Genomic DNA, 25,746 nt, shown 5'->3' with positions numbered 1-25,746 from the left:
CATGCAGATGAACAAAAATATCTTATATTTGAATAATTATATGTCAGTTAATATTGCTAAATCTCGAAACAGTCAGAATATTTACTCTCAACCAGCAAATAATAAAATAATAGGAATAAAAAAGTCATTAGAAGCAGTGGGGGCTCATGTTAAGGTATTATCGAGCGGACTTGTAAATTCTAAAAGCTTTAAATGGTACAAAAGGGTGGAAGAAAAATCAAATGTAATTAATGTAGTTTATTGTTCAATTTGGGATGTTCCAATATTGAGCACTATGGTATCTATAATATTTATGTTTCTAGAGACTCGTAAAGAAAATAAAATAAGGCCTATTAATAATATAATTTTTTATAACTACAAGCCGGAAGTCGCATGGGCTGCGTGGTTGGCAAAAAAAATTTTAAATATTCCAATTACAATTGAATATGAGGATGGTTACTCAAATATTGATTCAGTTAAAGGGTTTAAAAGGTTATTAATGAGGCTAACAGAAAAAGTAGTGTCCAAAAATATTTCAACCGCAATCACAGTTAATTCTCTATTAGCTAAACAGCAGACAGTTCCATGCGTTGTAGTAAGGGGTGTTACTGATGAAAATTTATTTCTAAAGAGAGAAGGGCATAAAAAAAGTGAAAGGTCACGGCCTATTATTTTTTATGGTGGTGGACTTGATAAAGAGAGAGGCATTGATATACTTCTGGATAGTTTAAAATATATATCAAACGATTTTAGACTAATTATCACTGGGAAAGGAAAAATTACAGTAAATGATCCAAGAATTGATTTTAAAGGATTTATTGATTATGAAAGTGTGATTCGATATATGCTTGATGCTGATATATTGATTCAAAGCCAACTAAGTCAACATCAGTTTGGTAACAGTTCCTTTCCATCAAAAATATTTGAATATATGGCAACGGGTAATTTGATAATATCATCTGAAGTGGCAGACATTAAAGATTTTGCTGGTGATGCTTTTTATTATTATCAAAATGACGATCCAAAGTTATTGGCGGATGTGATTAAAAATTCACTAGAGAATTTAGATCGATTAGATATGAAACTAGTTGCCAAGAAACTAAGTGAAGATAACCTTCCTCGAAATATTGGAGAAAAGATTATGAGAATTCTCACATAAGCATTATTTTCTCATGATTTCATCAAATCACCATAATAAGAAGGGAGCTACTATGAAGGATAGTTATTACGCCCAGAATATTATAAAACAAACAAATTTTAAGCCAAGCATAACGTTAATTATATGTTTAGTATTAATTGGACTTTCAGGTACTATTCAATTTTCATATATCTGGTTTTCACAAAGCATCGTTGCTTTCTTAATATTATCTATTATATTTCTTGTGTTGATAAAAAATAAAACATTTAATAAAGTCAATGTGCTAATTTGTATTACCTTATTGTTAATAGTCTTAATTAATTTAATGGTATATAGTAAAAATATTAACGGGCATTTGGGTTTAGTTATGAAAATTATTAGTTGTTTTATTGTCGCTCAAATTATTGATTTTGAAAAGTTAAAAAAATACTACATAAATATAATCTTTATAATAGCTATTATTAGTCTGATTTGCTTTAGTATATTTGTTTTTAATCCATCAATTGTATTTCAATTTATTAAACCCATAACCTATTGGGATCATACAACTAGATATATGTTAGTTTTTAATTTCCCATTAGATAACTACACCATAAGGAATTTTGGACCTTTTCATGAAGGTGGTATGTTCGCAGTATTTCTTAATCTAGCTATTTTATGGATATTTGAGAAGGAAAGTTTATCTTCAAAAATGTCTAGATTGAAAATACTTGTATTTATAGCGGCTATTATCACTACTGTATCAACATCTGGAATAATAGCATGTGGACTTATTGTTATTATTAAATCAAGAAGAATAATACTGCAAAATTTAAACTTTAAAACAGTGAGTTTACTACTTATTGTTTTATTAACGTTGGTTATTGCTGAGAACAAAATGGGTATAATCTCAAATAAATTTTCCGCAGATAATGCATCATATACTGCCCGGAGTAGTGAGATACCATTGTTTTATGAAACCATTTCTACAGATCCTATTCTAGGAATAGGTTTTCAGAATAATTCTTATTTAAACGGAACCGGAATAACTGATGCAACAAACGGTATTCTTTCTGTATTGTCTCAATTTGGTTTGCTGGGCGGAGGTACAATACTTTTGATTTATTGTTATTCTATTAGAAAGATGTCTGTTGGAAATGTTGATTATATGCTGAAACTTTTTGTTGTATTCTTATTTTTTGCGAGTGAGCCTACTATTTTTACCTGTATGTTTTTAATTCTGATTTTTGCAGGAATTAAAGAAGGGCAAGAACGAGCGAATAGTTTTTATAGTATGGATAATCATCTTGAATCAAACTTAAGACTAAACATAAGTTGAAGAAACTAATAATAACTCCGGGGGAATATTAATGAAACTAGTCCTTCTTTCGGGAGGATCAGGAAAACGGCTTTGGCCGTTATCTAACGATGCCCGGTCTAAACAATTCTTGAAAGTACTAGAGAACGAAGATCAAGAACTCGTATCGATGGTGCAACGAGTATGGGGGCAAATCAGTGAAAGTGGTTTAGAAGATTCCAGCTATATCGCGACAGGCAAGGCTCAGATCGAGATGATGCATAATCAGATCGGACCGACCGTACCGCTTATTATTGAGCCTGAACGTAGAGATACGTTCCCGGCCATTGCCTTAACTGCATCTTATTTATATTCTGTCGCCAATGTGGATTTAGATGAAGTGATAGCGATCTTACCAGTGGACCCTTATGTAGAGGGCCACTTTTTTTATGCCGTAAAACAGCTAGAGGCTACTATTCAAAAGACGCAGGCTGACCTGGCTTTGATTGGGGTGAGGCCAACCTATCCATCTGCAAAATATGGCTATATCATTCCTGAACGTGAGCAGGCAGACCTTAATGGTGTCCTAAGAGTTAGTCATTTTCAAGAAAAGCCCTCAGAAGAGGCTGCTGCTGGTTTAATTGAGCAACAAGCATTATGGAACTGTGGAGTATTCTCCTTCAAGCTCGGATACCTCATTAATATTCTGAAAGAGAAAGGGTATCCGCTTCAATATGATCAGCTTGTGGAGCAGTATCATGAGTTGCCGAAGATTAGTTTCGACTATGAAGTTGTTGAGAAGACCAATAACATTGTTGTTGTTCCTTATGACGGTTATTGGAAGGATCTAGGTACTTGGAATACGTTAACGGAAGAGATGGGACAGAATCAGATTGGCAGAGGTACCATTAGCGAGGACTCTATCAATACGCATCTAGTCAATGAACTTGAAATTCCAGTTACTGTACTTGGGGTATCTAATGTTGTTGTAGCGGTTAGTCCAGACGGTATTCTTGTGACAGATAAGAGTGCAAGCCCGCGGATTAAAGATTTCATTAACTATGACCAGGGCCCAATGTTCGAGGAAAGAGAATGGGGCTGGGTACGCATCTTGGATGATGAGCGGTACGAAGATGGCCGTACGGTAATCACGAAACGGGTTGCAGTGAAAGCAGGCAGAAACTTTAGTTATCTCATGCACCTGAACCGTGAAGAGGTATGGACGGTTGTCAAAGGTGAAGGAGAGTTCGTTCAAAACGGGGTTCCTATGAAAGTAAAAGCCGGCAATGTGCTGCATATTCCTATGAAGACTTTACATGGTCTGAAAGCAGTTACAGATATGGAAATGATCGTCGTTCATAGCGGATATTCGGATGAGGATAAGGTAATGGAGTTGTACACGACATGGTCGGAGATGTCCGAACATTGCCTTAATGTCTCGATAAGATAATGAAGACGATCGCTTATTATATTTCGGACTACGGTTATGGTCATGCTACTCGAAGCATTGCTGTTATCCGTGCTCTGCTTCGAGACGGGGAAGAAGTTTATCGTATCATTTTATGTTCTTCAGAAAAGATATTGAACTTTATGCGAGCTTCTCTATGGGGTTATCAGGAAGTTATCCAGTACCATCGGTGTGCCTCAGATGTTGGTTATGTTCTTCAGGAAGGTAGCATTGAACCGGACATCCCTGCCTTCAGAACGAAGTATCACAAATATGTTGAGAGCTTACCTCATGAAGCAGCGAAGGAAGCCGATTTTCTTCACACTGCCGAGGTGAATCTTGTAATTTCAGATATTTCACCAATTGCCTTTGTAGCTGCAAGTCAGGCAAAAGTAACATCGGTAGGGATATCTAATTTCACCTGGCATACCGCGTATTTGGAAATGATCGATAAACCTGCCTTGCAGCCGTTGTTTGCAGCCTATGCTGCAATGGATTATTTTGTCCGTTTGGAAGGTGCCGTTGAACCGGACTGGGGCATTAGAGGAACCTTGCAGGCGAACTTCTTCAGCAGGGAAGTCGAGCATCAGGAAGTAAGGAAGATCCTGCAGACCATTAATCCTGATAAACAAAAGAGAGTCGTCTATTTCGGCATTGGAATGAGTATAAATGTACAAGATCTGGCGGCATTAAAGCTATGGGATGATGATGCGTGCCTTTATATTGTGTCGAGCAACATGAAGGTGAAGCATAAGAATATTGTGGCTATTCCTGCTTCCTATACGGAGTCGCAGAATTATGTTGCATCATCGGATATTGTCATTAGCAAGCCTGGATGGAGTACGGTTGGTGAAGCGGTAGCCCTTCAGAAGCCTCTACTTCTGCTTCATCGAAGCAAGATGAAGGAGGATGAGCATACGATTCGAGCTCTTCGGAATCGTCATCCCTATTGGATAGTAGAGTGGGAGCAATTACTTGAAGGCAATATGCATGAGGTTATAGATAGAGAGCAGTTATTTGTAGATGGTCAGCAACGGATTGAGGCAGCTCATATTGCTGACTATCTCAAACAAATTGTAGGGAGTGGATGAGGATGAAACTGGCGGTAATCGGTACCGGGTATGTTGGCTTAGTCTCTGGGGTATGCTTCTCCGAACTAGGCAATGAGGTCATCTGTGTAGACAATGCCAAATCGAAGATTGAGTTGTTGAATAATGGTGAAGTTCCTATTCATGAACCAGACCTTAAGGAACTGATCGCAAGCAACACGGCAGCAGGCAGGCTGTCCTTTACAACGGATTTAGCCGCTGCGGTGAGTGCCTCTGAGATTATTATTATTGCGGTTGGTACACCATCCTTACCAGATGGAAAGGCTAACTTGGCCTATATTGAGCAAGCGGCTGAAGAGATTGGTCGTGCCATTAATGACTATAAAGTTGTTGTGGTGAAAAGTACGGTACCTGTCGGAACAAACGAGAAGGTTGCAGATATTATACGTAACTTTGCTGAAGCCTCATTTGATTTTGCTTCTGTCCCTGAATTCCTCCGGGAAGGGACGGCCGTACGGGATACGATGAATCCGGATCGGATTATTATCGGGACTGCGAGTGATCGGGCAGCAGAGATGCTGACTGAGCTGCATCGTCCATTAACCGATCAAATTACAATCACCGATGTACGAAGCTCTGAGATGATTAAATATGCTTCCAATGCTTTCCTGGCTACTAAAATCTCCTTCATTAATGAGATCGCCAATATCTGCGAAAAGGTAGGAGCAGATGTAGAGGAAGTGGCTAAAGGGATGGGGATGGACCGGCGTATCGGCTCGTCATTCCTAAAGGCGGGTATTGGTTATGGAGGATCCTGCTTCCCGAAAGATACTCAAGCTCTTATTCAGATTGCAGGACAGATGGATTATGATTTCAAGCTGTTGAAATCTGTGGTTGAAGTCAATCGTGATCAGCGCTTTAATGTCATTCGGAAGCTGGATGAATTGCTGGGGGATGTTGCTGGCCGGACCATCGGTATTTGGGGCTTAGCCTTTAAGCCGGAAACGGATGATGTACGTGATGCTCCTGCCTTTGAGATTATTGAGACGTTATTGGAGCGGGGGGCACAGGTTAAAGCCTACGATCCTATTGCTTCGAATAACTTCGAAAGAACCTTTAACCGCTCTGAGGTGGAGTACTGTTCATCGGCTCAAGAAGCTGCTGAAAGTGCGGATGCTCTTTGTATTCTTACGGAGTGGAAGGAGTTTATTAATATCCCGCTATCCGATATTCAGAAATGGCTGAAGACGCCGAACTTAATCGATGGCCGGAATATTTATCGCGAAGAAGAATTGGAAGCAACGCCTTTCGCCTATTACTCAATCGGCAGACCGAAGATGAATAATGGTGTAAAAGAGACGAACCCTATTCTTTCTTTTTAAATTTATAAACAGACAGGAGACAACATGGAAACGCCACAGAAGAAAACCAAAAAGAAGCTGAAGCCGTGGATGAAGTGGTTACTAGGTACCGCTTCATTTTTTGTTATAGTCGCTTTGATCTTTACGGGAGTCACATACTATTACATTAAGTCCATTGATATCAAAGATATTGCTTCCCGTCATAGCAGTGATCTAGCTGCGGACTCTGGTGAAAAGCAACCGGAGTCTAAGCTGCCTGCGATTATCGAAAAACCTGTTGAGAAAGCAAGCCAGTTAATTGGAGGAGAGAAGATCGACAGTGCAGACGCACTCGATGTGGCAGCGATCCTCCTTAATTCTGGCCTTAGCTTGAAACAGATCTCTTATCTGCAAGGTAATGCAACAACAGATCTGCCTGTTGAGGAGAAACAGAAAATTCGAGATATCTTATTGTCCAAACTCTCTGATGAAGAGATAGAATTGTTGAAATCAATCACGAAACAATATGGTATAGGGCTCAATATTCTAAACCCAAATTACCCAATTGAATGGGTTGGCGAAAGAGATCCGGAAAAGATGAAGGAGAATAATGAAGCCTGGAAAAAGATGAACCAGCAATCCAATGGTTCAACAAAGCCAACCGATACCGGTACCAAGACGGATGAAAAGCCTGCTAACACTGACACCAAGCAGGACGATAAACCTGCTGAGCCAGAGAAAGAACCGACACCAGAGCTCACTACCGACCTGAAGCAAGTCAAACAATCGATTGACTCCAAGACGGAAGGGCAACTGGCGTCGCTCTCCGGCACTTGCCAAGCGAAGAGTAATTCTATTCTTGCACAGATCGTCGGCAGTGCAGACGGTGTTACGCTAGAGAATCTTCAAAATAAATATCTAGGGAAAGTCATGGAGGCCGAGGGCTCATGTGATGCAGCGTTCCAGGGCATTGTGAGTCAAGCGGCCTCTAGTTATGCTGACGCAGGTATTGATAGCAGTGCAATGCCGGATTGGAATGCTAAGTATGAGGCAAGTAAGCAAGCCGTACGATCATCCGCAATCAGCGCCATTGCCAAAGCTATAAATAACAATAAATAAGAGGAGAATCAAAATGATGAAAAGTTTACGCCATTACACACTCATGTTGCTAATTATCGCTTTATGTACCGTTTTACCGCTTACGGCCGGTGCAGCAGCATCCAGTTCGGTAACGATTAAGACACAAGCGGTTAGTCTGAAGTTCGACGGACAAACGCTTACGTTGCCGGACGGACAATATGCTTTCATTTATCAGAACCGCACTTATATTCCAATTCGTTTCATCTCGTATGCACTGCAGAAGTCGGTGAAGTGGGATCAAAAAACTTCTAAAGTAATGGTATCGGAGCCTACAGCTCTGGAGAAGGAAGCTCTTGTGAAGCTGCTGGCCGGTGCAGCAGCCGGCGGTCAACAGCCTGCAGCTGGAAAGAGTATTGCGATTAAGCCGGTTCAAGCTACGCTTGTATTCGATGGACAGTCGAAGGCTCTTCCTGCAGGTCAATCTCTCTATTCGATCAATAACAGCATTTATGTTCCTCTTCGCTTCATGTCTGAAGCGGTAGGAACCGATATTAAGTGGGATCAGAAAACTAGCAGCATTACAGGCGAATCGGAAGCTTACAAAGCTGCCCAAGCTGGCGGAAACAACGGCACGGGTAATGGCTCTACAGGTACTGGCGGAGGTACGGATCCGGTTGAACCTGCAAAGCCAACAAAAGAATCAATTGAATCGGCTGCTACAGCCAAGCTAAATGCTCTTGAAGCAAACTGCGCAGCAACACTTCAGGCTATGATTAATCCATATTTGACTGGTGATGCGGCTACAAAAGAGAGAATTAAGCAAGAAGCTAATCAAATGGTTGATCAATGTACGGCCGACTTCAATAAGATTGTTGAAGATACGACTGCAGAGCTTACCAAGTATGGATACAGCACGGAGATCATTGCTGCATTTAAAGCTCAATTCGAAGCCGATATGAAAGCAGGCATGGATATCGTCAAAGGATTGTCGTAATCATGCAAGACACCCCCGGCAGCTTGGCTGCCGGGGGTGTCTTTATTTATGTAACGGAAGATTATCTGAATAGCCGCGATCGCTTGTTGTTTCTGTATTTGTACCAATAGGCGCCGTTCTCGTCTTTGAATAATCGAAAGCCTACCATCTTGAAGGGTGTCCAAACCTCGGAGAACATTAAGTAACCAGCCATTCCGCATAACCTCCTAAAATGAATTATCACACAAATGGCCGTATTCAAGGACATTCGTGATTGTTCATGCTTCGTAAGCATGAGCTTAACAATTATCTCATTGTTTTCTCGTGCTTTTATAATACCAAAGAATGGATGAAAAAAACAGTAGTTTATAGGACTTTTTGCTCAAATTTACATTACCTTAGTCTTGTTTTTCGGGAGTTTATCGGTAGATTTCCATTTCCTTCATAGATCTGATACAATAACAGACCAGAGAAAGAAATAGGGCGTAGCGGATAGTGTCGAAGGAGTGTTGAAGAATAATGCCGAAAAAAGATAAAAAGTTTTCTATAATATGGTTTTTTGTCGTATTTTGTTGGATTTTTTTCATATTTTCATTGTCATCTGAATCGTATAATCAACAGTCGATCAAACCGACGTTAAATAAATGGGTGTCCAAAGAGGAATTGGCGGAGAAGCTTCCGGATACTTCGGTGACATACCATGGCAGCACGGTTGTTGCCAAGGAGGATCCTTACGGTTTCGTCGAGTTCTTCTTCCGTAAAGGGGCTCACTTGTTCATGTACGCGGTACTGGCAGCTGCACTGTATATGCTGATCCGTAATTTGATGGCCCGCAGGCAGATGGTGCTGCCGGTAATTATGGCACTCATCTTAACGGGCGGAGCGGCCGCGATGGATGAGAGGAATCAGCTGAGCAAGGTGGGGCGGACGGGGAATCCGATGGATGTCCTTGTGGATTTGACGGGAGCCTGCATCGGTCTGATCGTCTGCATCCTCATTAATTATTGGTTTGAGCGCAGACGACGGCGCCGGACGGAATACCGGTTTGTCCGCAAATTCTAATGGTCGTATGTACAGCAGCCTTTCGCTGATTGAAGCGGAGGGCTGTTGTTTTTGCCGGAAATGGTTATGCTGTGAATAAAGATTTTACTTGGGGAGTGTGTACAAGAGCAGTGAATGGTGCTAATAACTTAACGCTTCATACCGATAAATATCAGATTAATATGATGTATGCCCATTGGAAGAATGGTACGGCAGAAGAAGGCGCGGTGTTCGAGGCGTTCTTCCGCAAGCTGCCGTTTGGCAACGGTTATGCGGTCTTCGCCGGGCTCGAGCGAATTGTGGAATACATCCGGCATCTATCGTTCGGAGAAGAAGAGCTTGCTTTCCTTGCCAAGCAGGAGGAGGATTATGATCCGGCCTATCTGGAGCTCCTCCGGCAGTTCCGCTTCAAGGGGACGATATATGCCGTAGAAGAGGGCTCGCTTGTGTTCCCTAATGAACCGATTGTCCGGGTGGAAGGAACCATCTTCGAGACGCAGCTGGTGGAGACGGCGCTGCTGAACTTCATGAACTACCAGACACTGATCGCGACTAAAGCTTCGCGGATCAAGCAGGTAGCAGCCGGAGACATCCTGCTGGAGTTCGGAACAAGGCGGGCACAGGAGGCGGATGCCGCGGTATGGGGAGCGCGTGCGGCTTACCTGGCAGGCTTCCATGCGACATCCAATATGCATGCCGGCATGTTGTTTGGCATTCCGACAAAAGGGACGCATGCCCACTCCTGGGTGCAGGGGCATGAATCCGAGGAGGAAGCCTTCCTCGCGTATGCCAAGGCATTGCCGGATGGGGTAACGCTGCTCGTGGATACGTACGATACGCTCAGAAGCGGGGTGCCGAATGCGATTAAGACAGCCCGCTATCTGGAGAGTATCGGCAAGCGGCTTGGCGGGATTCGGCTCGACAGCGGTGACCTTGCTTACCTGTCCAAGGAAGCGCGCAAGCTGCTTGATGCGGCAGGTCTGCAGGATGCAAAGATTGTGGCTTCGAACGACCTGGATGAGACGCTGATCTTTAATCTGAAGGCGCAGGGCGCCAAGATTGATACATGGGGCGTCGGCACGCAGCTGATTACCGCAGCCGATCAGCCGTCGCTTGGCGGCGTGTACAAGCTGACCGCCCGCAAATGCAGCGGAGAGTACATACCGGTCATCAAGATCTCGGGTAATCCCGAGAAGGTATCCGCTCCCGGCAAGAAGGACGTCTACCGGATTATGAACAAGGAGACGGGACTTGCAGAGGCGGATTATATGACCCTGCATGAGGAGACGGATGTACAGCGGGGCGAGCGGATCAAGCTGTTTGATCCGGTGCATCCGTATATTCATCGTTACATTGAGAATTATGAGGCAGTACCATTATTGAAGCCGATCGTGGAACAAGGCGAGATTGTGTACAAGCTCCCGCCTCTGGAGCAGATTCGCAGCTTCCATGAGGGACAGCTTCGCTTGTTCCGGCCGGAGCTGCTCCGCAAGCTGAATCCGGACCTGTATCCGGTTCATCTGAGCGAGAAAGCCTGGCAGTTGAAGATGGACCTGATTAAGGCCCATCAGCAGTAGTTCGTCGCTAGCGTCAACCGTGCGAGAAGCGCTGCCGGTATTTGCGCGGGCTTATGCCTTCGTATTTGGCGAAGCAGGAGGTGAAATAGGCGGCGGAGTTGAAGCCGACCTCTTCGGCCACCCGCGAGATCGTATAGTTCGTCTGCAGGAGCAGCAGCTTCGACTGCTGGATGCGGAACCGCAGCAGGAAGTCGAAGGGCGAGCAGCCGAATTCCTTCTGCATGCATCTGGCGATGTAGACCGGATGGAAGTTAATGCTCTCGCCAAGCTCCTGCGCCTTAATATCCTCGCGGTAATGCTTCCTTAAGTAGGAGGCCGCAAGCTCTGCGCAATGGGCGGTTGGCGTTGAGCCCTGCATCTCGATGGAGGCGGACAGCTGCTCGATGATCTCCTGGAACAGCACCTGCTGCTTCCAGGAGACGCTGCCTAGATGGTTGCCGTGGCCAAGCTCCATCAGCTGCTGAATCTGCTCGATCATCTTGGCCGGCTGCAGCAGCCGGGTGTATTGCGGTACCTGCTTAATGAAGGTTTGCGTAGTGAAAATTTGGGGATTTAATCCATGCGGCTCCCTGCCCTGAATAATTCGGGGAGCATATTCCTCTGAAGCCGCCCACCGTCCTGTTGTCTGGAAGTGAAGCCAGTAATAGGCGGAGGGCTCTTCGCATTCTTTTGTCGCGTAGTGATGATTGTCCGGCCCCAGAATTAAAGCCTCGCCAGCCCGTACCTCGAACGTGGCATCGCCTTCCCCCATAAAGAGACAGCCCTCTGTGACAACCAGCAGATCGAATACTCCAATCCGGTAACGGCTCGGGTGCTTGAACCCGGCAGAAGCTTTTGTGTAGCCCGAAGCAATATAATGCGGAAGTGGCGGAACAGTAAAGTGAAACAGGGTCATATAGGCACCTTTTTGTACTCCTAGCGGAGGTTTGAATTTTGAAAGTTTCGGTTGTAAAACTGATACAATATCCGAAGTATAGCATCTATAATATGAAATTGACATCACTATTATAGAGGCGTATTGGGTTGCCGTTACCTTGATTAATCGGCTGCATCAGGTGTACGCTCGGGAGGATTATAAAATGCAAAAGCGTGAACGAAACAAGTTTTCGCTATGGATGCTTGCATGGCCGATATTTATTGAGTTGTTTCTGCAATTTCTGTTAGGGGCAGCCGATACCCTTCAGGTGAGCAAAATCTCGGACGATGCGGTTGCGGTAGTTGGATTCTCGACGCAGCTGTTCAGCGCCCTGATGACTCTGTTCATGACGGTGGCGAGCGGGGCGGGTATTCTCATTGCGCAGCGAATTGGTTCACAGAGGCAAGAGGATGCAAGAACAATCGCGATTATGTCCGTAAAAATCAGCGCAATCATTGGGCTTGTGATCAGCGTGCCCTTATATCTATTCCCCGGACAGATTGCTTCCGCGTTCCAGCTGCCGGATGAACTAATGTCGCTTGCCAAGACTTATATCTCCATTGTTGGCGGCGGAATGGTACTCGTTGCGGTGATGGCCGCACTCAGCAATGCGATTCGGAATACGGGCAATACGAAAGGACCGATGTATACCGCGATTGGCATGAATATCATTCATGTCGGGATGAACTATGCGTTTATTTTCGGCAAATTCGGGTTTCCGGAGTGGGGGCTTAGAGGGGTTGCGATCTCGACGGACATCAGCCGCCTGCTTGCGGTTGTTGTGCTCCTGATGATGTTCCTTGGTGCCTTCGAGCGTCAGATTACGCTCCGTGACTTCAAGCTGTACGATAATAAGCTGTTTAAGGAAATCTTGAAGATTGGCTGGCCGCTTGGCATTAATATGTCCTGCTGGGTCTTCTCTCAGCTGCTCATCTATACGTACATTGCGAAGCTTGGCGCAATTGAGCTGTCGGCACGCACGTACATGAATACATTGGAATCGTTCTGCTTCATGCTTGGTTATTCGCTGGCGCTTGCGCTTCAGATTCAGATCGCTCATTTGTATGGGGCGGGCAAAGTGCAGGAGGCTTACAAAAACTCCTACCGCGCGTTATGGATTGGACTTGCGATCGTGACGGTGAATGCGCTGGTGCTGTATCTGATCGGCGGGAAGCTGCTGAAGATCTTTACCGATAATCCGGAGATTATCGCGATGGGCGTATCGCTGCTGGGGATGAACCTGTTGCTGCAGCCGGGCAAGATGCTGAACATGGGCATTGGCAACGCGCTGAATGCTGTTGGGGATACGCGCTTTGTCATGTGGACCTCCATCACTTCCATGACCTTGATCGCAACTATTCTTTCTTATATATTTGGTATAACTCTGGGGTGGGGGCTCGTCGGCATTTATGCGTGTATGATATTAGATGAATACATTCGCGGCTTATGGGTGCTGAGACGTTGGAGACAGAAGCAGTTTATAAAGAAAGAAGAGCAGAAAAGGTCTTCCGGACCGCACAGCAGCAGCGGCAGCAAAGGCGCCACATTAGAGATTTAAAGAGACAGTAGACGGGGGTTACAGGATTTATGTTGATTATGAATGAGAAAATAAAAGCAGCCGAGGTGCGTCTCACCGGTCTTGACGGTGAAGACCTTGGGATCGTGTCGAGAGATGAAGCGCTTGCTATGGCGAAGCAGCTGAAGGTGGATCTCGTATGCGAATCACTGATGAGCAGCCCGCCGCCATGCAAGCTGATTATTCGCGGTGGCGCGAAGCAACAGGCTAGTCAGCAGAAGCGCGAGGAGAGATTGAAAGATCAGCCGACGAAAGTGAAGGAGCTCCGGCTTAGCGTCGATATCGAGCAGCATGATTATGAGACGAAGCAGCGACAGGCCGTGAAGCTGCTCGAATCCGGCAACGCGGTTCAGCTCGTGATTCGGATTCAAGGCAAAGAGGGAGCGAAGGCGAAGGAACTGCTGGAACAGCTGCTTACCGACCTCAAGTCTTATGGCACCAAACAGTCAGGAATTCAGCTGAGCGGCAAGCAGGCTGCGGTACAGGTAAACCCTGTATAATTGTTTACTGAAACAGGCAATGAAATAAGGCAGATCGCAAGAAACTACGATCTGCCATTTGTTTATCCTTTGAGACCCCGAAACCCCAAACTCACCAAGTGGCTTCTGACCTTTCGATTCGAAAAGGCTAAGTAAAGGAGACAGCCAAACAAAAGGCATCCCCCCCAAACAGTGAAGAAAAATGAAGAAACAACGCAGGAAATCATTATCAACCACGAACTCTTCTTAATTGTCCTTACTGGTCGGTTGTAAATAATGATAAATCATCCCTTTCCTTGCTTGTATCATTCTTTAAATTGCTCAGGTTGGCTGCTTTTCTCTGCAAATTCTGTTTGGTGTAAAAATTAATAATGTCATCCATGGTAGAAAATACGACACTAACGTTCGAATCATGTGTACTTATAAAAAACCGCTTTTCTGATGTTGTAACATCTTTATTTTATATTAGCATTTGGTGATATTAAGCTTAATTTAAAGCTTTTTTCAGAGTGATTCCTGCCGTGAAAACAGGAACTTTACCTGCCGGAAGTTCCACCTCTTCACCGGTTATGCGGCTTCTTCCCAGGCGCGCTTCACGATTACGGACATTAAATTTTCCGAAGCCAACTAGCTGAACTTCTTTGCCTTGCTTTAGTGCTTCAAAAATCGAGTCCAGCACATGTGTTACTGCTTTTTCAGCATTCTTTTTTGAAAATCCACTAGATTTAGCCACATCTTCGATCAATTGTTCTTTGTTCATTTAGGATACCTCCGCTTATATTTGTTTTAATTACTTAAATGACAGTCCTCGTGCATGGATGTAAAAGCAGGAATAAACAAAAAGCTACCCATGTTTAGGGCAGCTCTAAAGATTTAATAAAGTTTAGAAACATTTTCAGCCTGTGGTCCACGATTGCCTTGGGCTACATTGAACTGGACGCGTTGACCTTCATCCAACGACTTGTAACCATCACCCTCAATCGCGCTGAAATGAACGAATACATCGTTACCATCTTCAATCTCGATAAAACCGAAGCCTTTTTCAGCATTAAACCATTTAACTGTACCTGTTTGCATAGGATTCCTCCAAAAATTAAATTATTAAACACAATCATATCAATGGCCACTAATTAAGATTAGCGGTTATTAGGCATATTCAGAATTCGTACTTGATGTCCGCTAATGTATTGATTAATATAAGAGTACCATGTCCGCTAATGTAAGTCAATATTTGGAGGTCTCACTAATGAGTGGAACGACCGGGATTTCTAAACAGGGGGAGCAGACGATTCACGACTTCATTCACGCTCTCACTACCAACGAAGATTTGAATCCCAAAACGCTAAAGGAATACGCAAGCGATCTGAAACACTTCATCGGTTGGTTTGAGACATCCGGCGACCAAGAGGATGAAGTGATATTTCGAATTGAAGAAGTGACTACTCCAACATTAACAAGATACCGGGAAGCCACTCAAAAGGTAATGGAATTGAAACCGGCGACCATTAACCGGCGGCTTATAACCCTGAAACGTTTTTTCGAATGGGCCTTGTTGGAATCAAAGATTCGCCGCGACCCTGCGAAGCCGGTCAAATTGCTTCCGGAAGAAAAGGTAAGTCCCAGGCAGATGACAGACAAAGAAGAAGCTGCATTGATCGCTGCGGCAGAGCACGGCGGTTCCATTCGGGATCAGACGATTATTATCGTGATGCTTCACACCGGCTTACGAACAATGGAAGTATGCGATCTGGCTCTCGAAGATATTCAAATCGGTAAACACGACGGTCAGTTAACGGTTCGATCTGGAAAACGGAATAAACAGCGGGAAGTACCTTTGAACGCTACCTGCAGAGCTGCTTTAGAAAAATATCTCACAGTCCTTCCTTCAGATAGTCCTTATCTGTTTCCATCGGAGAAAACTGGCGATCGATTAACCGAACGAGCTTTACGCCATGCGATTCAAAAATACATGAAATCGGCGCAGCTCGAAGGTTTGAGCGCTCACGATCTACGGCACCGGTTCGGTTATGTGATGGCAGCAAACACCCCGTTGCACCGCCTGGCGCAAATTATGGGACACGATAGACTGGACACAACGATGAATTACGTAAAGACGACTCGTTCGGATCTGCAATCGGAAGTAGAAAAAACAGCTTTGCAATAAGGGGATGAGAACGATGCTTAGCGTATATTTTCGTTAAAATGTTGGCGGACCCCAGTATATAGACACCTATACTTACTTATATTTTTAGAATAAAGGAGTGCCTCTAATGCTTAAGAAGTTTTTTGCATACTATAGGCCTTATCGTAAGCTGTTCCTGCTGGACTTCTGTTGTGCGGTTATCCTTGCCGTTCTGGAACTATGCTTCCCGCTGGCGGTCAGCCATGTCATTGATACGCTTCTTCCGGAAGGGAATCTGAAGTATATCGTTGGTGCATGCGCGGTTCTGCTCGCCGTCTACCTGCTGAATACGTTCCTGTCCTTTGTCGTGACGTATTGGGGGCATATGCTTGGCATTAATATCGAGACGGATATGCGCAAGAAGCTGTTCGATCATGTACAGAAGCTGAGCTTCCGCTTCTTCGATAATACGAAGACCGGACATCTGATCTCGCGTATGACCAATGACCTGTTCGAGATCGGGGAAGTCGCGCATCATGGGCCGGAGGATATGTTCATTGCCGTGATGACGCTGATTGGCGCGTTTGGCATTATGGCGTACATTAATTTGCCGCTTACGATCATGACGTTTATTGTTGTACCGGTTATTATTCTGCTGGTGCTCTATTTCAATGGAAAAATGACAAAGGCTGCCGACCGCCTCTTCGGCGATATGGCCGACTTCAATGCCCGCGTGGAAGATACGGTTGGCGGTATCCGCGTCGTTCAGGCTTTCTCGAACGAGAAGCATGAGAGCAAGCTGTTCGAACAGAACAATAGCCGGTTCCGTCTGGCGAAGCTGATCTCGTACAAAATCATCGGAATGAACTCGTCCATCACCTACATGCTGATGAGACTCGTTACGCTGTTCGTCTTGCTCGCCGGTACGTGGTTCGTTATCGACGGCCAGCTGCTGTACGGGGAATTCGTTGCATTTGTCCTGATGACGAATATTTTCTTCAAGCCGATTGAGAAGATTAATGCCGTTATTGAAAGCTATCCGCGTGGTATCGCGGGCTTCCGCCGTTATGTGGAGCTGCTCGAGACCGAGCCGGATGTAGCGGACGCGCCTGATGCGAAGGAAGTTGACCGTCTGCATGGCGATATTGTGTACCGCAATGTGACGTTTGGTTATGAAGGCGAAGCGAAGGTTCTCGAGAATATTAGCTTGTCGATCAAGGCAGGGGAGACGGTAGCGTTCGTTGGCCCATCCGGTGCCGGCAAAACAACGCTATGCAGTCTGCTGCCGCGCTTCTATGAAGTAAGCGGTGGCGGCATCTCGGTCGATGGCCACGACATTCGCGATCTGAAGCTGGAATCGCTCCGCAAGCAGATCGGGATTGTGCAGCAGGATGTATTCCTGTTCGCCGGTACGATCCGCGAGAACATTGCTTACGGTAAGCTTGGCGCATCGGATGCCGACATCATGGAGGCCGCGCGCCGTGCAAGACTGGAAGAGTTCATTCATTCCCAGCCGGACGGTCTTGATACCGTAGTCGGGGAGCGGGGCGTGAAGCTGTCCGGCGGCCAGAAGCAGCGGATGGCGATTGCCCGCATGTTCCTGAAGAACCCGCCGATCCTCATCCTGGATGAGGCGACCTCGGCTCTCGATACAGAGACCGAGCAGGCGATTCAGCAGTCGCTCGCTGAGCTGTCCGCGGGCCGGACAACGCTGGTTATCGCGCATCGTCTGGCGACAATCAAGAATGCCGACCGCATCGTAGTGGTGACGGAGAACGGCATTACCGAGGAAGGCCGCCATGAGGAGCTTGTTGCAACCGGAGGCGTCTACAGCCGCCTGCATCAGGCGCAATTTGGAGCTTCATAGGTATTATGAAATCGTATTTGAAGGCGCACTGGTTCCATCCGGTGCGTCTTTTTGTTCTACTCCTATAACCACAGGTTAAGAAATACTCGTATAAACAAATTGTGATATAGTGTGGTTGTTCAAAATATATCTCGGCAGGTGAAAGTTATGGATGAGAGAGAAGGCTCCTATGTGAAGCGGTTCTTCGGATGGGACACGCTGCGCGGTCAGCTTTATTGGACGTTGCTTGTCAGCTCCGTCATACCGCTGGTTCTAGTCGGTATTTTGACGGTGTATTCGATTTACAATATTCTGTATAACAAAATCGAAAAGGGCATTGAGCAGAATTTGCAGAGGGTGAGCGGCTCATTGGAGGAAACGTTGGAAAACCTCTATGACGTGTCCCAGCAAATGTCTTACCAAGGATTTGTGGGGCACGATGTAGAAGCGCTCCAAACAAGCGAGGACAATTACGAGAAATCGCAGCTGGTTTCGGCCATTCAACGCAATATGGGCATCCTTAACGCGTCGAATCCGACAATTGGCCTAGTTTTTTATTATGATACGACCACGGGAGAAATTCAGTATAACAATTATATAACAAGAGATCTGCACCCCGATTTTGACCGATTGCCGAAGCTCTCCGTCAAATCCGACCATATCTTCAACGGTCCGCACTTAACCCTTTATAAATACAATGATATTTCCGTATTCTCCATTGTGCGAAGCGTTGGCGGCATTACGGATCCCAATAACCCCCTGATCGTGTATGCGGAAACGAATGTGAGCGTCATCAAAAATATACTTAACAAAGAGCAATATGGGATGAATGTATCTCATTTGCTTATGACTAATGACGGCATCATTCTCTTTAGCGACAAACCCGAGTTGACTCCGATAGGCAGCACATATGATGCAAATAAGATGAAGCGATACTATTTCCACGAGGTGACGGGCAGTCAAGGGTGGAGACTTGGCGTGTTTGTTGAGAAGGGCGAATACCAGAAGGAGATTCGAGATTGGTTCGTCAAATATGCTTTTATCGTTGTACTTGGACTGCTGATCAGCATATGGTCCGCCTTTCGGACATGGAGGGTCGTTATCGCGCCGCTGCACCGCATCCGCAAGGGCATATCCGCCGTTATCAGCCAAGAGCCTAATGATAACTTTCAAATGACGGGACTAAGGGAGTTTGATTTTCTCATTCAAAACTTTAGTGATATGCAATACCGCATTCAGAAATTGATTAAAGAAGTGGCAAAGGAAGCAAGCGAAAAGCAGGAGATCGAGATGGAGAAGCTGATGGCCCAGATCAACCCGCATTTCTTGTACAACACGCTTAATACAGCACAGTGGCTTGCACGACTGAAGGGACAGCACGAGATCGATCGCTTCCTGTCGCTATTCACTAAGGTGTTGAAATACAATTTAGCGAAGGACGGCACCATCGTTACGCTGAAGGATGAGATAGATTCCTTGAATGATTATGTCGAGCTGCAAAAAATCAGGTACGACTTCGAGTTTGACGTCCGCTACTCCATCCCCGAGCAGTTTCTGGAAACGCCGCTGCCGCGGTTTATTTTACAGCCGATCGTAGAGAATGCCTTGTATCACGGGATGATGGACGAGAAAGGAATCATCGAGGTAACCGCACAGGAGCAGGGAGCGATGCTGGTTCTTATGGTCAAGGATAACGGGAACGGGATTAGTCCGGAGAAGATCAAGGAGCTGCTGGAGTCGGATACGCGGAAAAATAATATTTCGGGTCTGGGGATCGGCCTTAATTATGTCGTGCGGACATTGAGCAGCTTTACGGGCGGCGCCAGCCAGCTGAATATAGACAGCCAAATCGGGGAGGGTACGACGGTATCCATTCGTATGCCTATGTATAAGAAGGAGGAGTCCCAGCAATGAAGGTCATTATAGTAGACGATGAGAAGCTGGTCAGGCGCGGATTGATTTCAATGATGCCCTGGGCAAAATACAACATCGAGGTTGTAGGCGAAGCGGGGAACGGAAGAAAGGCACTGGAACTGCTGGAGACATTAGAGATTGATCTCGTGTTTACCGATCTGATGATGCCGGAGATGTCGGGCTTTGAGCTGATCGAGGCAATGAATGAACAATATCCGGCCAAATCGGCAGTCGTGTTGTCCTGCCATGAGGAATTTTCGTTTGCGCAGAAAGCCATTAGGCTTGGAGCGATTGATTATATCGTTAAGAATGATCTGGAAACCGACGTGATGGATGAGGTGCTGGAGCGTATTGTGCACAGCTATGAGGATAAGGTGAAGGTGAGAACCGCGCCTGAAGTGAAGACCTTCGACAGGGTGATGGTTGTTCTTGAGCTTGAGGACGCCTCGAAGGCGGGGCAATTGGTTCAAAAGCTGTCCGCCGGCCATGTGATTCACTATCTGGAGAGACGCTGCTGGTTTCTCTCGCTGGGCAATATTGGAGAGTATGAGGAACAATCCTTAATTAACGATATTAAACAGGCAGGCTGCCTGCCGGTGCTTGTGCATGGCTTAGGCCATGTTCCGCTAAGCGATGCGGTGGACAAGCTGCATGGCTATCTCGCGGCAGGATTGCTATACGATTATACGAAGATGCTGAATTTCTGGGAGTGGAAGGCCGACGAAGAGAAGGAGCCGCTGAACCCGGAGAAGACCCGGCTTGGCCATCGGTGGAACAATTCGGAATGGATCTATAGCAATGAGGTATACGAGGAATTATTGCGGAATACAGCGGCCATGCGATTGCCGATGAGCGAGCTGAAGAGCTTGCTGTTCCCTGCCTTTCTGGAGAACGGCCGCTGGCTGCTAATGCTGGAATGGTCGATGCAGCTGATTTTCCGCCTGGAGCCGCTTCGCATGTGGGAGGAATGGCGGGATGTGCTTGAAGAGGAGCGCACTAAGCTCCGCAGCATCGTATGCAAGACCAAATATAGCGATGACATCCTGCGGGTGATTTATAAAGCGATCCGTTATATGCATGAACAGGAAGAGATGGATTTCAGCCAGAATGAGATCGCGGGCATTGCCAATATGAGCCGGACGTATTTCAGCCAATGCTTCAAGAACGTGACCGGAAAGTCGTTTAATGATTACGCGACCGAAATTCGGATGTCCAAAGCGAAGAAGCTGCTCGTGCATACGAATACGCCTATCTATCGGATTGCTCAACTCGTTGGCTTCAAGGACGAGAAGTATTTCAGCAAGCTGTTTTTGCAGGAAATTGGAGTGCTGCCTTCAGATTTTCGAAAGCAATGGGAGAGGTAGAAAAGACGGGGTAGGAAGTTTGTCAGCCGGAACGGAGAGTAATGTTGCTAGCTGCCATTATCCCTTGATGAGAGCGGATACAAAATCACACCTGATTGTGAACTTCGCTCCGACCCTTACATTCGCAGTACGGGCTTATACTTGGGATGTAACAATAAATGATGTGCAGGGGGAAAGCTGAGATGAAAAAAACACTAGGCATACTAATCATTTGTGCGCTGATGGTACTGACGGCATGCTCTGGAAATAACGGCAATGAAAATAGCAGCAATAACACAGGCGGGAATGCTGCCGGAGGGACAACAGAACCTGCTGATCCGTACGCGCCGATGACCGAAACGGTAACAATAAGCATCGGCAAGGAAGCGGCGGTTGATCCGAAGCTGCCAAGCGGCTCAACGATTGAGGATAACGAGCTGACCCGTTATTTCGCAGAGAAGCTGAACGTGAAATATACGAACGAATGGCAGGCGACAGGTGATGCCTACATGCAGAAGGTCGGACTAACGCTTTCGACTGGCGACATTCCTGATGTCATGATCGTAGACAAGCAGCAGCTTGTTCAATTGGTCAACGCGGACCTGATCGAGGATCTGACCTCTACTTACGAGAGCTTCGTATCGCCGGCACTCAAAGCGGCTTATGATTCTACGGACGGCTACAGCCTTGCATCCGCAACATTCGATGGCAAGCTTATGGCCTTCCCTAACGTAAGCCCGGGAGCGGATGCCCAGAACATGCTGTGGGTTCGCCAAGACTGGCTGGATGAACTGCAATTGGAAGCTCCGCAAACGATGGATGACATTATTAACGTAACGAAAGCCTTCATGGACAAAAAAGGCTCCGTTGGCCTACTGGGCAATCAGGTGATCGTCAACATCGGAACGAGCGTATTTGGCTTTGACTCCATCTTTAGTGCTTACAATGCGTATCCGCAGCTGTGGACGGAAGATGCAAGCGGCAATGCGGTTTATGGTTCGATTCAGCCTGAGGTGAAAGAGGCTTTGGCCAAGATCAGAGGCTGGGTGCAAGAAGGCGTAATTGATAAGGAATTCGCTGTGAAGAAGAATGAGCAGGTCAATGAGCTTGTCGTTAGCGGCAAAGCAGGTATTTTCTTCGGACCATGGTGGCTGCCGTTTGGCATGCTGGCGGATTCCGTTGCTCAGGATTCCAAGGCCGAGTGGGTATCGTACCTGTCGCCGCTTAGTCCCGAGGGGAAAATGAATACGCATATGGCGTCTCCGACGACAAGATATCTGGTCGTAAAGAAAGGCTTTAAGCATCCGGAGGCCGTATTGAAGACGCTCAACATGCAATTTGATGCCGATCAGCTGCAAGGTGAAGGTATCGTGGAGAAGGACGCCTATAACTGGATGAACATGCCGTTCTCCCTCCTGCTGAGCAACTATGACGATAAAGAGAAGAAGGCTAAACTCGTACAAGACGTCATCGACGGCAAAGCAAACGCGGATACCCTGCAAGGCGAAACAAAGCAAATCTACAACTCTTACTTGAAGGATAAAGAAAATCCGAAAAAGGATTTGGCCGCGTGGTCGCAAAGACATGCGTTTCTGACAGGCGCTCTTCCGCTGATTCAGGATGAGAAGATCAACCGCAAGGTTGGTATCTATTATGATCAAACCGACACGATGCGTACCAAATGGGCGAACCTTCGCAAGCTGGAGGATGAAACCTTCCTCAAGATCATTATGGGCAATGAGCCGGTAGAGTCATTTGATTCGTTCGTAGACAAGTGGAAGTCGCAGGGCGGCGATCAAATTACGAAAGAAATCGCTGAAGCAGCGAAGTAATAAATGCAGGGCATCGGAGCCTAAGCGAAAGCCAGGCAGACTTGCTTAGGCTCCGGTGAAATTAGAGTTGCTTAAGGATGGAGTGGGAGCTTTGCGAGATTCCAAAAATTCGTTACATTATCATCTGATGCTGGCGCCGGGCATGATCCTCCTTATTATTTTCGGAATAGTTCCGCTATTTGGAATGGCGATTGCGTTTCAAGACTTTATTCCCGTCAAAGGGATATTCGGCTCCAAATGGATTGGCTTGGAAAATTTTAAGTACATGTTCGAGCTTGATGACAGCAAAACCATTTTCTTCAACACCATCTTTATTTCTGTAATGAAAATGCTCATGAACGTGCTCATTCCGGTATTCACCGCTTTGCTGCTTCATGAAATCGTCTTTAACCGATTAAAACGATGGATGCAGACCATTATTTATTTGCCGCATTTTCTCTCGTGGGTTATTCTGGCCGGTATTTTGACCGATATGCTTTCGCAGAACGGCATTGTCAATCAAGTGGTAACCGCCATTGCCGGCGAACCGATCTTCTTCCTTGGCAGCAATAACTGGTTCCCGGTTGTTGTTGTTCTGAGCGATGTATGGAAAGAGTTTGGCTTTAATACGATCATTTTCATAGCGGCTTTAACGGCGATTAACCCGTCGCTCTATGAAGCAGCCTCCATTGACGGGGCTGGACGGATCCGCAAAATCTGGAGCGTCACGCTTCCGGGGATTTTGCCGACGATCATTCTCGTGTCTACGCTTAACATCGGTAACATTCTTAACGCGGGCTTTGATCAGATCTATAACCTATACAATCCCTTGGTCTACGAGTCGGGAGACATTATCGACACCTATGTATACCGCATCGGACTCGTCCAATATCAATATGGTTTAGCTACTGCGGTTGGAGCGCTGAAGTCGGTTGTCGGGTTCATTCTTATATTTGTCTCCTACAAGTTGGCTTCCAGGTTTGCGGGTTATCGCATTTTCTAAGCAGGGCAGCACCGAGAGAACGCATTATTGTAATTAGAAGGGAAGTGTCCCATGCCGCTCACAGGTAAACGCGGAATCAGGACTACTGATATTATTTTGACGCTCGTTATGTTGCTCATTACACTGCTTTGCCTGCTGCCGTTGATTAATGTTGTATCATTGTCTTTCAGCGGCAAGTCGGCGGCAGCATCCGGCGCAGTTACCTTGTTTCCTGTTGATTTCACCTTTTATTCCTATGAATATATGTTTAAGGACAGCCGGTTCTTTGATGCCTTCGGCGTATCGGTTAAGCGGGTGCTGCTTGGCGGGGCAATCAATTTCGTATTAACGATTATGATGGCTTACCCTCTTGCGAGGGAACGTCAAGAGTTCAGGGGAAGAGATATCTATATGTGGGTCATCGTATTCACGATGATGTTCACGGGCGGGTTAATACCATGGTATATGGTCGTGAAGAGCCTTCATTTGACGGATACGATCTGGGCGCTCGTGCTCCCGACGGCCGTTCCCATCTTTAATGTGATATTGCTGATGAACTTCTTCCGAGGCTTGCCGAAGGAAATTAATGAGTCGGCTAAAATGGACGGTGCGGGTCCATGGCGCACGCTCATTACGATCGCCGTTCCTCTTGCAATGCCGGCTATCGCAACAGTCACTCTATTTAGTATCGTAAGTCACTGGAACGCGTTTTTTGACGGCTTGATTCTAATGAACAAGCAGCATAATATTCCATTGCAAACGTATATCCAGCAGCTGGTGGTTGCTCCATCGATTACGTCTTCCACGAGACCGGAGGATTTGATCAACTTCTCCCAGCGGACATTTAACGCAGCCAAAATCGTCGTAACGATGCTGCCGATCCTGATCATTTATCCATTCCTGCAACGTTATTTCGTACACGGCATTACTCTCGGCTCCGTAAAGGAATAAGCATTCACAAAAAGGAGATGCAGCATGCAAATCAACAATCCGATATTGCCTGGCTTCTGGGCAGATCCCTTTATCCTGCGCGATGGCGACGACTATTATTTATACCCGACTAAGGACAGTGCCGGCTGGATGTATGAGAAGTTTCATGTGTTCCACAGCAAGGATCTCGTTAACTGGGACGGGCCTTATCTGGCGCTTGACCTAAACGATGTCAGCTGGGCTGACAAGCAGGCATGGGCTCCTGGCATCGCCAAATATAAGGGGAAATATTATATGTATTTCTCTGCGGAGGCGCAGATTGGCGTTGCCGTTGCCGATTCTCCGCTTGGACCGTTCAAGGATATGCTGGACCGTCCGCTTATTACCCGTAATCAATATGACTGCCAATCGATTGATGCGGACTTATTCGTCGACGACGACGGACAGCCCTATCTGCTGTGGGGGCAAGGGAAGTGCTGGATTGTTCCGATGGAGGACGATATGACGACGTTCAAATCCGAGCCCGTGCAATTGTCGGCGCAAATTCATAACAGCAAAGGCAGCGATGCCGCAGCGGGCGATATTTCGGTGTACAATGAAGGGCCGCATATGCAAAAGCGTGACGGCCGTTATTGGCTCACATGGAGCAACTATGATACGCGTGATCCAAGATACCAGATTGCTTATGCATTCAGCGACCATATTCTAGGTCCTTACGAGGTGCCGGAGAATAACCGGATGACGCTGGAATCAGTCAACGCCGTAGGTACAGGACATGCTTCGCTTACGGAATATGAAAATGAATGGTACCTGATCTACCATCGGCTCGCCGAGCCGGAAGCCAGCGTGCTCCGTGAAACCTGCATCGGATTAGTGCGCTTCAAGGACGGTCAGCCTTACGTAGACGTGGATGAATAAATAACCTGG

The 25,746-nt window shown here is 46.2% G+C and carries 23 protein-coding genes; 19 read left to right on the top strand and 4 right to left on the bottom strand.

Features of this window, described 5'->3' with window-relative positions; all coding sequences use genetic code 11:
• Nucleotide 1 precedes the first annotated feature (1 nt).
• From BM200_RS20175 to BM200_RS20145, 7 genes are read left to right on the top strand one after another with little or no spacing between them, the layout of a single operon-like run.
• Nucleotides 2-1,138 carry a glycosyltransferase gene (locus BM200_RS20175; RefSeq protein WP_091188444.1) on the top strand — a complete coding sequence of 379 codons (1,137 nt, stop codon included), beginning with the start codon at nt 2-4 and terminating at the stop codon, nt 1,136-1,138.
• A gap of 52 nt (nt 1,139-1,190) precedes the next feature.
• Nucleotides 1,191-2,435 (top strand): hypothetical protein, encoded by a 1,245-nt coding sequence (locus tag BM200_RS20170; protein ID WP_091188443.1) that lies wholly within the window; start codon nt 1,191-1,193, stop codon nt 2,433-2,435.
• Between the two features lie 31 nt (nt 2,436-2,466).
• Nucleotides 2,467-3,843: a sugar phosphate nucleotidyltransferase gene (locus tag BM200_RS20165; RefSeq protein ID WP_091188442.1), complete on the top strand. Its 1,377-nt coding sequence runs from the start codon at nt 2,467-2,469 to the stop codon at nt 3,841-3,843.
• A complete protein-coding gene (locus BM200_RS20160; RefSeq protein ID WP_091188441.1) occupies nt 3,843-4,931 on the top strand; it encodes a glycosyltransferase family protein in 1,089 nt (362 codons plus the stop codon). The genes BM200_RS20165 and BM200_RS20160 overlap by 1 nt, the downstream gene beginning before the upstream one ends.
• 2 nt (nt 4,932-4,933) lie before the next feature.
• Nucleotides 4,934-6,271 carry a UDP-glucose dehydrogenase family protein gene (locus tag BM200_RS20155; RefSeq protein WP_091188440.1) on the top strand — a complete coding sequence of 446 codons (1,338 nt, stop codon included), beginning with the start codon at nt 4,934-4,936 and terminating at the stop codon, nt 6,269-6,271.
• A gap of 24 nt (nt 6,272-6,295) precedes the next feature.
• Nucleotides 6,296-7,348 carry a hypothetical protein gene (locus BM200_RS20150; RefSeq protein WP_091188439.1) on the top strand — a complete coding sequence of 351 codons (1,053 nt, stop codon included), beginning with the start codon at nt 6,296-6,298 and terminating at the stop codon, nt 7,346-7,348.
• 13 nt (nt 7,349-7,361) lie between these two features.
• Entirely contained in the window at nt 7,362-8,303 is a 942-nt protein-coding gene (locus BM200_RS20145) for a stalk domain-containing protein (protein WP_091188438.1), read from the top strand.
• Between the two features lie 61 nt (nt 8,304-8,364).
• Here the strand turns inward: BM200_RS20145 and BM200_RS30655 are convergent, their stop codons facing one another.
• A complete protein-coding gene (locus BM200_RS30655) occupies nt 8,365-8,496 on the bottom strand; it encodes a hypothetical protein (protein WP_281248409.1) in 132 nt (43 codons plus the stop codon).
• 305 nt (nt 8,497-8,801) lie between these two features.
• Between BM200_RS30655 and BM200_RS20140 the strand changes: the two genes are divergently transcribed.
• Together BM200_RS20140 and BM200_RS20135 are read left to right on the top strand one after the other, a co-directional pair.
• Nucleotides 8,802-9,344: a VanZ family protein gene (locus tag BM200_RS20140; RefSeq protein ID WP_091188437.1), complete on the top strand. Its 543-nt coding sequence runs from the start codon at nt 8,802-8,804 to the stop codon at nt 9,342-9,344.
• Nucleotides 9,345-9,454: 110 nt separating this feature from the next.
• Nucleotides 9,455-10,900 carry a nicotinate phosphoribosyltransferase gene (locus BM200_RS20135; protein ID WP_091188436.1) on the top strand — a complete coding sequence of 482 codons (1,446 nt, stop codon included), beginning with the start codon at nt 9,455-9,457 and terminating at the stop codon, nt 10,898-10,900.
• Nucleotides 10,901-10,913: 13 nt separating this feature from the next.
• On the opposite strand, the gene BM200_RS20130 is transcribed toward BM200_RS20135, so the two are convergent.
• Nucleotides 10,914-11,795, bottom strand: coding sequence for a helix-turn-helix transcriptional regulator (locus BM200_RS20130; protein ID WP_091188435.1), 882 nt, complete (start codon nt 11,793-11,795; stop codon nt 10,914-10,916).
• Nucleotides 11,796-11,979: 184 nt separating this feature from the next.
• Here BM200_RS20130 and BM200_RS20125 point away from each other — a divergent pair, with 184 nt between their 5' ends.
• On the top strand, nt 11,980-13,374 hold the full coding sequence (locus BM200_RS20125; protein ID WP_091188434.1) for an MATE family efflux transporter: 1,395 nt from the start codon (nt 11,980-11,982) through the stop codon (nt 13,372-13,374).
• Between the two features lie 29 nt (nt 13,375-13,403).
• Entirely contained in the window at nt 13,404-13,892 is a 489-nt protein-coding gene (gene infC, locus BM200_RS20120; protein WP_091188433.1) for a translation initiation factor IF-3, read from the top strand.
• A gap of 466 nt (nt 13,893-14,358) precedes the next feature.
• Here the strand turns inward: infC and BM200_RS20115 are convergent, their stop codons facing one another.
• Together BM200_RS20115 and BM200_RS20110 are read right to left on the bottom strand one after the other, a co-directional pair.
• Nucleotides 14,359-14,631, bottom strand: coding sequence for an HU family DNA-binding protein (locus tag BM200_RS20115; RefSeq protein ID WP_091188432.1), 273 nt, complete (start codon nt 14,629-14,631; stop codon nt 14,359-14,361).
• 113 nt (nt 14,632-14,744) lie between these two features.
• Nucleotides 14,745-14,948, bottom strand: a complete 204-nt coding sequence (locus BM200_RS20110; RefSeq protein WP_091188431.1) for a cold-shock protein — start codon at nt 14,946-14,948, stop codon at nt 14,745-14,747.
• A 169-nt stretch (nt 14,949-15,117) separates the two neighbouring features.
• Between BM200_RS20110 and BM200_RS20105 the strand changes: the two genes are divergently transcribed.
• From BM200_RS20105 to BM200_RS20070, 8 genes are all read left to right on the top strand, one after another.
• Nucleotides 15,118-16,035 (top strand): tyrosine-type recombinase/integrase, encoded by a 918-nt coding sequence (locus tag BM200_RS20105; protein WP_091188430.1) that lies wholly within the window; start codon nt 15,118-15,120, stop codon nt 16,033-16,035.
• A gap of 106 nt (nt 16,036-16,141) precedes the next feature.
• Nucleotides 16,142-17,860, top strand: a complete 1,719-nt coding sequence (locus BM200_RS20100; protein WP_091188429.1) for an ABC transporter ATP-binding protein — start codon at nt 16,142-16,144, stop codon at nt 17,858-17,860.
• Nucleotides 17,861-18,007: 147 nt separating this feature from the next.
• Nucleotides 18,008-19,753, top strand: coding sequence for a sensor histidine kinase (locus BM200_RS20095; protein WP_091188428.1), 1,746 nt, complete (start codon nt 18,008-18,010; stop codon nt 19,751-19,753).
• A complete protein-coding gene (locus BM200_RS20090; protein WP_091188427.1) occupies nt 19,750-21,117 on the top strand; it encodes a response regulator in 1,368 nt (455 codons plus the stop codon). Before BM200_RS20095 ends, BM200_RS20090 begins: the two co-directional genes overlap by 4 nt.
• Nucleotides 21,118-21,299: 182 nt before the next feature.
• Nucleotides 21,300-22,928 carry an extracellular solute-binding protein gene (locus BM200_RS20085; protein WP_175532936.1) on the top strand — a complete coding sequence of 543 codons (1,629 nt, stop codon included), beginning with the start codon at nt 21,300-21,302 and terminating at the stop codon, nt 22,926-22,928.
• A gap of 91 nt (nt 22,929-23,019) precedes the next feature.
• Complete coding sequence (locus tag BM200_RS20080) at nt 23,020-23,910, top strand: ABC transporter permease (RefSeq protein WP_091188425.1); 891 nt, start codon at nt 23,020-23,022, stop codon at nt 23,908-23,910.
• Nucleotides 23,911-23,961: 51 nt separating this feature from the next.
• Nucleotides 23,962-24,840, top strand: coding sequence for a carbohydrate ABC transporter permease (locus BM200_RS20075; RefSeq protein WP_091188424.1), 879 nt, complete (start codon nt 23,962-23,964; stop codon nt 24,838-24,840).
• A 24-nt stretch (nt 24,841-24,864) separates the two neighbouring features.
• Entirely contained in the window at nt 24,865-25,737 is an 873-nt protein-coding gene (locus BM200_RS20070; RefSeq protein ID WP_091188423.1) for a family 43 glycosylhydrolase, read from the top strand.
• Nucleotides 25,738-25,746 lie beyond the last annotated feature (9 nt).

Source organism: Paenibacillus catalpae, from assembly GCF_900112695.1.
Taxonomy (GTDB): Bacteria; Bacillota; Bacilli; order Paenibacillales; family Paenibacillaceae; genus Pristimantibacillus; species Pristimantibacillus catalpae.
This window is presented reverse-complemented; position numbering and strand designations above follow the sequence as displayed.